Annotated in this window: 10 protein-coding genes (1 of these 10 running past the window's edge); 1 reads left to right on the top strand and 9 read right to left on the bottom strand. The window is 49.1% G+C overall.

The window, feature by feature from the left end:
• Nucleotides 1–143, bottom strand: the 5' portion of a protein-coding gene (locus tag WDY75_RS04860; protein ID WP_036643460.1) for a nucleotidyltransferase-like protein. 739 nt of this gene lie to the left of the window's left edge; the window shows 143 of its 882 coding nt (coding positions 1–143); its start codon is at nucleotides 141–143; the stop codon falls past the left edge of the window.
• Nucleotides 144–335: 192 nt separating this feature from the next.
• Here WDY75_RS04860 and WDY75_RS04855 point away from each other — a divergent pair, with 192 nt between their 5' ends.
• Nucleotides 336–701, top strand: a complete 366-nt coding sequence (locus WDY75_RS04855; RefSeq protein WP_006212663.1) for a YgzB family protein — start codon at nucleotides 336–338, stop codon at nucleotides 699–701.
• Between the two features lie 140 nt (nucleotides 702–841).
• On the opposite strand, the gene WDY75_RS04850 is transcribed toward WDY75_RS04855, so the two are convergent.
• The 8 genes from WDY75_RS04850 to gatA all read right to left on the bottom strand — a co-directional run bounded on the left by WDY75_RS04850 (nucleotide 842) and on the right by gatA (nucleotide 9630).
• Nucleotides 842–2575, bottom strand: coding sequence for a glycosyl hydrolase family 18 protein (locus WDY75_RS04850; RefSeq protein ID WP_409348316.1), 1734 nt, complete (start codon nucleotides 2573–2575; stop codon nucleotides 842–844).
• Between the two features lie 97 nt (nucleotides 2576–2672).
• On the bottom strand, nucleotides 2673–3092 hold the full coding sequence (gene perR / locus WDY75_RS04845; RefSeq protein ID WP_006212665.1) for a peroxide-responsive transcriptional repressor PerR: 420 nt from the start codon (nucleotides 3090–3092) through the stop codon (nucleotides 2673–2675).
• An 87-nt stretch (nucleotides 3093–3179) separates the two neighbouring features.
• Entirely contained in the window at nucleotides 3180–4499 is a 1320-nt protein-coding gene (locus tag WDY75_RS04840; RefSeq protein WP_063477762.1) for a DUF4097 family beta strand repeat-containing protein, read from the bottom strand.
• A gap of 59 nt (nucleotides 4500–4558) precedes the next feature.
• Nucleotides 4559–5176, bottom strand: coding sequence for a hypothetical protein (locus WDY75_RS04835; RefSeq protein ID WP_063477763.1), 618 nt, complete (start codon nucleotides 5174–5176; stop codon nucleotides 4559–4561).
• A gap of 191 nt (nucleotides 5177–5367) precedes the next feature.
• Nucleotides 5368–6081 (bottom strand): MgtC/SapB family protein, encoded by a 714-nt coding sequence (locus WDY75_RS04830; protein WP_063477764.1) that lies wholly within the window; start codon nucleotides 6079–6081, stop codon nucleotides 5368–5370.
• Nucleotides 6082–6130: 49 nt separating this feature from the next.
• Nucleotides 6131–6589, bottom strand: a complete 459-nt coding sequence (locus tag WDY75_RS04825) for a GNAT family N-acetyltransferase (RefSeq protein WP_040681054.1) — start codon at nucleotides 6587–6589, stop codon at nucleotides 6131–6133.
• Between the two features lie 113 nt (nucleotides 6590–6702).
• Complete coding sequence (gatB, locus tag WDY75_RS04820; protein WP_036643465.1) at nucleotides 6703–8142, bottom strand: Asp-tRNA(Asn)/Glu-tRNA(Gln) amidotransferase subunit GatB; 1440 nt, start codon at nucleotides 8140–8142, stop codon at nucleotides 6703–6705.
• 30 nt (nucleotides 8143–8172) lie between these two features.
• Nucleotides 8173–9630: an Asp-tRNA(Asn)/Glu-tRNA(Gln) amidotransferase subunit GatA gene (gene gatA, locus WDY75_RS04815; RefSeq protein WP_063477765.1), complete on the bottom strand. Its 1458-nt coding sequence runs from the start codon at nucleotides 9628–9630 to the stop codon at nucleotides 8173–8175.
• Nucleotides 9631–9632 lie beyond the last annotated feature (2 nt).

Raw genomic sequence — 9632 nt, 5'->3', positions numbered from 1 at the left:
TCATACACGACAACGATATTGACCTCAAAGTCATGAACAAGTGAGCCCTGCAGCGTTTTATCCGAATTACGGTATGCTATCGCCCCAACAGCTTCCTCATCAACCGTATTTCCATAGTAAAAAGAAAAGTTGGTTAATTCCACGTTTCCCTCCATACATTCCTTGGCGAATTTCAGCCATTTCAGTTATAATGTAATTCTACATGTCCATGTAAGTTCCTTCTTTTAGGAGATAAGAACTTCGAAGAGGACAATCTGCAGGCTGAATTCAATATCCATTTCTCGTTTCACGTTCTTTCATAAGCAAGTACTTGAATTGACAGGAGTTTTCGAGCCATGATCTTTAAGAACGCAAAAATCAACGCCTTCCGCACATGGGGGCTACTGTTAACAATGCTCGGTATGGGCCTCATGGTGCTTGGTACAGCCGGTATTGTATTCTTTGGACAAGCAGGCAAAATATTTGCCGGAATCGGATTGGTATTTGGCCTGATTATGATGTTGGGCAGTCTCGGCATTTACTTCTGGGCTGGCATGCTGTCCACAAGCGCCGTTCAAATTCAATGTCCGGAGTGCAATAAATTGACGAAAATGCTGGGTAAAACAGACCGCTGCATGTTCTGCCACACGATTTTGACACTGGATCCAAGCCAGGCGAACATTACAGCAGAAGAGCTTGAAGCCCAGCAGACCAAATCCTAAGAGTCATCCTAAACTTCTGCATATCATTAGGATTGGCATTCAGTAACATGAATAAACACTAAAGAAGACCCGGTATCCTCGAGGATAGCCGGGTCTTCTTCATTTATCTGGATAAAGGATATATAAGTTCGCGCGATCTTCTAATCATGTATCGTCTTCAGAACCTGCCAGGTTCCCGGGATGGCAAAACTTCGATTCCAAGAGGCAATACCGCCAAGCTCCAGTTTCTTGGCCATATTCACACGGGACTGCAGAGATGTATCGTCCTCCATCCATATTTTCTTGATGGCCTCTCCCTCCGTGAATTGAACATAGTTCTGACCCGTGCTGGCATCCAGCGCCCCTTTAACCTTCTGCTCCTTAAGCAAAGTCTGGAGCTTCTCCATCCCAATCGCTTTGGAGGACACCTTCGCTTCTCCCTCTTCGCTGGTCTCCGTCCATACCCTGGTATATAAGGGAACACCCAATACCAGCTTGGATGAAGGCACACCGTCCTCTTCCATGATTCGTCTTACCGATTGCTCGGCCCATGGCAGCGAGGATACCGATCCCGCTTTTGGACTGGAAGCCCAGTGCTCATCATAGGCCATCACCATCATATAATCAACCGTCTCGCCAAGCCGTTTGCGGTCGAGAAAGAGCGACCACATCTCGCTATTCGATTTCGGAGTAACATCAATGGAAACAATCAATCCTCTGGCTTTAGCCAGCGGCTTCATTTCTCTCACAAATTGAACCACATGTTCTTTATCTTTGGTGTAGACATTTTCAAAATCGATATTGATTCCGTCCAGCTTGTATTGCTTGGCATAGGTCAGCATTTGCTTGATAATATGAGATCTTCTCTCATAAGTAGACAGCGCCTCCGTTGTCAGGTCCGGATCAAAACTGTTGTCCATTAGGGCCCAAACTTCCATATTCCTGTTATGCGCCCAGCTCACATACTGCTTCACGGCTTTAGATTTGACCGTACCCTCGGCATCCACGATGCTGAACCAGGTGGGGCTCACCACATTGACACCAGGTAATTCCCCGATCTTATCCGTGCTTGGGTTTTTGGAATAGATAGCCTCCCACACCAGATTGACCGATTTGTCCTTCCACTCCAGCTCAACCCGCGAAAGAGTCTCTGCAAGGACCGGAATATCTTTAACGTTACCGAGTTTAGTCTGGTCTTTAAGAACATATCCGGTGTAGCCGTTATCGGCTTGAACAAATAACCATTCCTCTTCTTCGCGCCATACCCGGAGCCGCTCACCGGCAGGCATGTCCAGTACAATCGGTGACTTCTTCTCCCCGCTCTCGCGCAGAGCCACCGTGTCCTCAGGTTTACCCGGTGTTGCCTCCGCAAGCTGAATCGAATCACCTGCACGCATCAAGATAATTGCACCTGTTAACGAGTTCTCTTGAACGGCTATCCCGTAATGCTGCTCGAGCGGCTTAAGGGGCACGTAAGCCATACCGTCAACGAGCTCAGGAGCATAAGGGACGGTAACCGTTTTACCATTCAGATCCCCCTTGGTGCTGTCGATCTTCATACGGAGAACCGATTCCGAGGTTGTCATGATAATCGATTTGGTCTCTTCCTCATAACGAATATTGGCATCAACGCTCTCCTGAATAACCGTTATGGGCAGCATCATTTCTTCTCCGCTTTCCCGGGCAGGATACTCCTGCAGTTCACCCTGGACAAAAATCGGCTTGTCCATTCCTCGCCAGTCCGGCACCGTATAAGTCTGGTTCGGAAAAAGGGTGGTGACCACCCACCAGACTCCTGCCGCTATCAACATCAAGCCCAGATAAAAAGAGCTTCTCCTGGTACGCCGCCTCTTTCCACGATATCTTCTTCTTGCCAAACTACTCCCCCATTTCATTCTCGCCCTCTATATATCCCCTTGTGAGAAAACGCCCTTAAAAATAAAAACGTGTGGAATGGTTGATTCCGCACGTTCATTTATAAGTAACCGAAGTCTATTTGCAGGACTTGCAGAGCCCATACAGCTCCATCCTTAATCCCTTCACTTCAAACCCGGTGCATTTCTCAGCCTGTACTCCAACATCTTCAAGGGACGGATAGCTGAAATCTTCAATTTTTCCGCAACTCTGGCATATTACATGATGATGATCGGATACATTTGCATCAAAACGACTGGAATTATCTCCATAAGTCAGTTCACGCACCATGCCAGCCTCAATAAACATTTTTAAATTGTTATATACAGTGGCTACGCTCATACTAGGAAAATTAGGTTCCAGAGCCCGATAAATATCATCCGCTGTCGGATGACCCATAGATTCAACCAAATACGTTAAAATCGCATGACGTTGCGGCGTGATACGGACACCGGTCGTTTTCAGTTGTTCCAGCGCATGCTGTACGGACGTTCCCATGGTTGCCCACCGCCTTCAAGTTTAACTGGTTTTTACAAAACCTATACCGCTCTTAACCTTTATTGTAAGGCGTTTCTTTGATTCTTGTCAATCCGGCAGAGGCGTCAAGCCCCCGTTACTGCGGCTTTCCTCCTGCTCCGGATAGCTCCGATAGATATTCAAATTACTGTTGCCTTCAATCCGAATGGAGTGTTCGGATGTGCCCGATTCACCGGATATCGTTTTTTGATCGATCAGAAGATTGGGAAGCGTCGTAAGGATTCTACCGTAACTGATGGTCCCTTCCAGCTTGTAATCCCCTTCAAGCGGAATATGAAGATTCATCTCGCCAACCGCACTGTACACGTTCCAATCGCCTCCCACATGAGGTGAGCGTATAGCAACGCCGCCATTGAGGGATTCCGCGCTTAATTGCGACTCTGCACCACTGATCAGAATATTGCCATTCCTCGTCTGGACCCGGATTTCCTCCGTCGTTCGCTTGACGGTCATATTCCCCACCTGAGTGGTCATATCTGTTTCGCCTGTGATGTCTACGGCCATCATATTGCCTCGGTTAGTGGACATTTTGATATTCCCCAGGACGCCGCGTGCCGTCATGTCGCCATTTAATGTTTTACCGGTAACATTCCCGTAAACACGATCCATCGTAATAGGTCCGTTGCCGCTCTCCAGCGAAATATTCTCTATAGCTTCAACGCCGTTTAAGGTGATCGCTCCGTTCATCGTCCGTATCTCAAAATTAAATCGACGATCATCCGGTACCGCGATATGGAGATTCATCCGGGGCTGACGCTTACCCGATTGTCCATAAGCCTTCCCCTTCGATCGAATCGTTATCGTCTTGCCTTCTCCCACTTCAATCGTGGATTGTTCTGCTATCGCTTCGGCCAGACCGGAAGGTTCGTGGTCGACCCAGACTTCCGCTTCGACCCTGATCTCATCCACATTCTGCCGCACGATGGTGATATCGCCGTTTAAGTGATCCACGATGATTTTCTCGGTGTCCAGTTCTACCGGAATATCCAGCACTGGCTTCTGAAATTGGGTACCCTCAGCTTCGCTGTAATCGACTCCCGCTGCCGTCAAATTCAGGCTCACCCGATTCCAGAGATGGAGAAAATGCTCCTGCTGAGAGATAACGAACACGGATGCCGTAATGGCTGCGGCAAGCAGAACGCCCTTGATATCCGGCCGGAACCGAAATTCCTTACGTCTGCCCAGAACACATGTCACGGTGTACCGTACTAAATATTCAACTCCGAGCAATATGAATAGCAGCGGCCACCACCGCTGGATCAAAAATATATAATCGGTGCCCCCGCGTTCATCCAGCAGCAATAACACCCCTGAACAGACAAGCAGTAAGGCAGCTGTAAATCGACCTACTCTGATTTTATGTTTCATCCGTCTCCTCCCCTCGTCAGTATTGGCAGCTATCGTGTTTTGTGCCCTGCAAAGATACGCTACAGGGATTTGCCCTTGCCTTTACCTTTACGGTGCCGGAGAACTTCTCGAACCGCCGCCCATATTCCGAGGATGATTAATACGACAGCAGAGAACTCCGCTCCATAATCACGGATGACCACCTGAAGCCAGGGAGGCTTCTGATGAAACAGAATGAGCAGGATCCCTATAGCAACCAGCATCAAGCCAAAAGGGATTCCCCGTTCACCTCGGAACGGATTGTTCCGCCCTCTTCCCTCATCAGAAGAAACAGCGGCTGCCTCGCCACGCCGTCTCCGCGAGATCATATATTCAGCTGCTTGCAGCACATCGTACACATTATAGAAATAGCCAATCGGAATCAGCAGCCCCAGTACAATAAGCAGCGGTACATTGATCTGCATGCCGATGGAAGAAAAGTATAAAAGCGCCGAGATATCCAGCAGCAATAACATAATAAACGTAATTCCCTTACGGTACACACCCAGATACAGATGCCCCAAGCCCGGAATGAGAGCGGCTAACAAAAGCGCATATAATTTACGCCTTCTTCTCTGCAGGCCTGAATGACGCTTCATGCGGATACGTTCTCGTTTCTTCTTGCTTATCGCGGTTTGCGGTTCAGGTGTCGTGTTCATGACCCTCTCTCCTCCTTCTCAAACATCAGGGAGAACTGGCGTTGTTTAACGATGTTTTTCTTTGATAGTACCCCAACGAGAGGCCGAAGTAACTGGCAAAAAACTGGATGAGCCAGCCGCTGACTGCTGACAAGCCTATAAAAAAACGGCACTGCCGATGATCAGCAGTTGCCGTTACTTCGTTGTACATCCTACTCGGCTGTTACCATTGTCACCTGGCCGATTCCCCGCAATTGCCGGGTTATCGTCATCGGCTCGAATTTACGATCTGTTAATACTTGCATTGTGATTTCGAGCCCCAATACCGCAGGCTGCAGCTCTCCATAAACAGTATTGCTTCGTTCGTTAACAACCAACTTCCTAATCACGCATTCCTGTTCCTCCAGAACCGCCGAGATTTCCTCCAAAATATTCGGTGTATTCGCTGAATGGATGGTAATCAGATGCAGCTTGCTACCGCGTATATATCGCTGCTCCAGTTTATTAAAGACCACCAGGTTCAGAAGGATAAGGATTGTCGACACAATCGAGGCAAAGTAAAACCCGGCTCCGACGGCCAATCCTACAGCGCCAACAACCCAAATGGAAGCAGCGGTGGTTAAACCGGTAATGGATTTACCCGTGAACAGAATGGTGCCTGCGCCTAAGAACCCGATTCCCGTAATAACGGCTGTAGCCAAACGCGCAGGGTCAATCCGGACATTAATCTCGTCTACGAAATCCGAAAATCCGTAGATGGATAAAAGCATAATCAGTGTAGAACCCAAGCAAACCAATATATGTGTACGCAGACCCGCTGCATGATTGGAACGCTCACGCTCAAATCCGATCAAGCCGCCAAGCAGCATAGCAAGCAACAGCCTTAATAATATAGATCCATTATCTATTACCCAAGGATTATTCAAAAGAACGATACTCCCCTCACGTCTGCTTCTTGTTGCTTATGTTATATGATCATTGTATGCGAAGATGGAATTCGGTCAACTCGACTCCAGGAGCAACTTCAAAAACATGATCTTTTACAAACCCGAACTTCTCATACAAGGTAACCGCAGGCGTGTTGCGCGTTCCCGTCGAGACCGTGAACATCGGCGCCTTATGGTACGTCTCTAATACATGGCGTATCAAAGTCCCGGCGATACCTTTACGAAAATGCCCCGGATGAACCATCATCCGCGATATGGTGACCTGCGCCTCCTCGGCTTCCACGGCAATCGCGCCGATCAGCTCCCCTTCATCATTTATATACCCAAAAAAGGTCTCTCCACTCGTACGAATGGTATCAAAGGTGTCCAGCAGCGGCGGAATATCCGTAAAACCGATGAGCTCAGCTTCCAGCGGGTACGCCATGTGCTGCAACCCCCATATTTGTTGGACGGTATCCCTATCTTCTAAAGATAACTCGTTAATCATACATTTCATCCCCTATCTAATTTCATTGTAAAAAGGAACTTGCCCCTAAACAGGACAAGCTCCGCTTCTTGAGAAATAATTCGAGGGTAATGGTTATCTGCTGTTTTGGCTAATTATCCGTTCAGTACCTCAACCAGCAGTTTATTCGCCAGAGCAGGATTGGCTTTACCCTTGCTCTCTTTCATTACTTGCCCAACCAGGAAGCCGATCGCTTTCTGTTTACCTGCCTTATAATCCTCAACGGATTGCGGATTGTTCGCGACAACCTGCTCGACAATGCTCTTGATGGCACCTTCATCGCTAATTTGGACGAGTCCCTTCTCCTCAACGATTACAGCAGGCAGCTTGCCGCTCTCCAGCATCTCTTTGAAGACGGTTTTGGCGATTTTGCTGCTGATGGTACCCTTCTCGATCAATCCGATCATCTCGCCTAAGCCTTGACCCGAGATCTTCACATCGGACAGCTCCAGATTGCCCGAGTTCAAGTAACCCAGCAAATCACCCATGATCCAGTTGGATACGGATTTAGCATCCTTGGTATAGTTTAAGCTGTCCTCAAAAAAGTCTGCCAGCAGCTTGGACGACGTGATCACCGCAGCATCATAGTCCGGCAAACCATATTCCGAAGCATAACGTGCCTTACGAGCATCCGGAAGCTCCGGAATCGTTGCACGAACCGACTCCTTCCATTCTTCGCTAATATGCACCGTTACCAGATCCGGGTCCGGGAAATAGCGATAGTCATGCGCCTGTTCCTTGCCGCGCATCGAGAAGGTTTTGGCCTGCGCTTCATCCCAGCGGCGGGTTTCCTGAACGATTACACCGCCTTCATCCAGCGTTTCAGCCTGCCGGAACTGCTCATATTCCAAGCCGCGCTGCACACCGCGGAAGGAGTTCATGTTCTTCAGTTCCGCTTTGGTTCCCAGTTCCTTCTGTCCCCATGGACGAAGACTGATATTGGCGTCACAGCGAAGCGAGCCCTCTTCCATCTTCACGTCCGAGACATCACAATATTGCATAATCGCACGCATCTTCTCCAGATAAGCTTTGGCTTCCTCAGGCGTTGAGATCTCAGGCTCGGATACGATCTCAACAAGCGGTGTTCCTACCCGGTTAAAGTCAACCAGCGAGGCATATCCGCCGTCAACATGAGTTAGCTTACCCGCATCTTCTTCCAGATGAAGCCGGGTAATGCCAATCCGCTTCGTCTTCCCGTCTACCTCAATGTCAATCCAGCCGTTTAAACCGATCGGCTGATCGTATTGAGAAATTTGATACGCTTTGGGCGAATCCGGGTAGAAGTAGTTCTTGCGATCAAATTTGCTGACATCGCCGATGGTGCAATTCAGCGCCATGGCTGCTTTCATCGCATATTCCACCGCCTGGCGGTTTAATACAGGCAGTACGCCGGGATGGCCAAGGCAAATGGGACATGTATGTGTGTTCGGCGGTGCTCCGAACGCCGTGGAGCAACCGCAAAATATTTTGGAATTCGTATGCAGCTCTACGTGCACTTCCAATCCGATAACCGTTTCATATTTCGATGTAGACATCTATTGTTTCCCTCCTTCTCTGCCGCCGGTTTACAGTTCAGGGCGCCGTTTATGATGTTCTGTATTTTGCTCATAAGCATGCGCTACGCGCAGCACGGTCGACTCATCAAAGGCTTTGCCGATAATTTGCATGCCTACAGGAAGTCCGTCTGCGAATCCGCATGGAACACTCACGGCCGGCACACCCGCCAAGCTGACAGGAATCGTCAGGATATCATTCAAATACATCGTCAGCGGATCATCCACCTGAGTCCCCAGCTTGAAAGCTGTCGTAGGAGCCGTTGGTCCGATGATGACGTCATATTGTTCAAATACTTTATCAAAATCCTGCTTAATCAGGGTACGAGCTTTCTGTGCCTTCAAATAGTAGGCATCGTAATAACCCGAGCTGAGGGCATAGGTGCCCAGCATGATGCGTCGTTTCACTTCATCACCAAAGCCTTGGCTGCGGGACTCATGATACAGATCGATCAGGCTACCTGCATTGTCCGAACGAACGCCGTAGCGTACGCCGTCGAAGCGGGCCAGGTTCGAGGAAGCCTCCGAAGAAGCAAGCAAATAATACGTAGCAACCGCATAATCCGTATGCTGCAGGGAAACTTCATCCCAAGTCGCTCCCAGCGCTTCAAGCGCCTTCAGTGCGTTCAGGACGGTCTCCTTCACCTCCGCGTCAACGCCCTCGCCCAAGTATTCCTTAGGCACAGCGATACGCAGTCCCGCAATGTCACCCGAAAGAGCACTAAGATAGTCCGGCACGTCCACTTTGGCAGATGTTGAATCCATCTGGTCATAACCTGCGATAGCTTGCAGGACATAAGCGGAGTCTTCGACATTTTTAGTCAGGGGTCCGATCTGATCCAGCGAAGAGGCAAAGGCAACGAGGCCAAACCGGGACACCAGTCCATAGGTTGGCTTCAATCCAACGACACCGCAATAGGAAGCGGGTTGACGAATTGATCCACCTGTATCCGATCCCAGCGCAAAATATGCCTCGCCCGCAGCAACGGCTGCTGCCGAGCCTCCGCTTGATCCGCCTGGAACCCGATCCAGATTCCATGGGTTGCGTACGGGGTAGAAGCTGGAGTTCTCGTTCGAGCCCCCCATTGCGAATTCATCCATATTCAGCTTCCCGATTGTTACGGTATCTGCTGCACGCAATTTACCGACAACCGTCGCATCGTATACTGGCGTAAAATTAGACAGAAACTGACTTGCGCATGTTGTGCGAAGTCCTTCCGTTACGATGTTATCCTTAATTCCGACAGGAAGACCGAACAACAGTCCACGCGTGTCTCCTGCAGCCAGCTTATCATCCAAAACCTTGGCAGATGAACGCGCACCTTCTTCATCCAGCGTAATAAATGCTTTCACCCGATCCTCCGTTTCCGAAATGCGGTTGAAGGCTTGGTCAACCAAATCGGTGACCGAAAGCTCTTTGTTCTGGAGCTTATTATGTATCTCCGTTAACTTGTAATCAAACAGGCTCAAGT

The organism is Paenibacillus glucanolyticus, assembly GCF_037333485.1.
GTDB lineage: Bacteria > Bacillota > Bacilli > Paenibacillales > Paenibacillaceae > Paenibacillus_AQ > Paenibacillus_AQ glucanolyticus.
This window is presented reverse-complemented; position numbering and strand designations above follow the sequence as displayed.

What these genes read in the sequence shown, in the direction of transcription:
- perR (WP_006212665.1), bottom strand. Translation starts at nt 3,092, where the DNA reads ATGGGAACGTCCGTACAGCATGCGCTGGAACAACTGAAAACGACCGGT.
- WDY75_RS04825 (WP_040681054.1), bottom strand. Translation starts at nt 6,589, where the DNA reads ATGATTAACGAGTTATCTTTAGAAGATAGGGATACCGTCCAACAAATA.
- WDY75_RS04850 (WP_409348316.1), bottom strand. Translation starts at nt 2,575, where the DNA reads ATGAAATGGGGGAGTAGTTTGGCAAGAAGAAGATATCGTGGAAAGAGG.
- WDY75_RS04855 (WP_006212663.1), top strand. Translation starts at nt 336, where the DNA reads ATGATCTTTAAGAACGCAAAAATCAACGCCTTCCGCACATGGGGGCTA.
- WDY75_RS04835 (WP_063477763.1), bottom strand. Translation starts at nt 5,176, where the DNA reads ATGAACACGACACCTGAACCGCAAACCGCGATAAGCAAGAAGAAACGA.
- gatB (WP_036643465.1), bottom strand. Translation starts at nt 8,142, where the DNA reads ATGTCTACATCGAAATATGAAACGGTTATCGGATTGGAAGTGCACGTA.
- WDY75_RS04840 (WP_063477762.1), bottom strand. Translation starts at nt 4,499, where the DNA reads ATGAAACATAAAATCAGAGTAGGTCGATTTACAGCTGCCTTACTGCTT.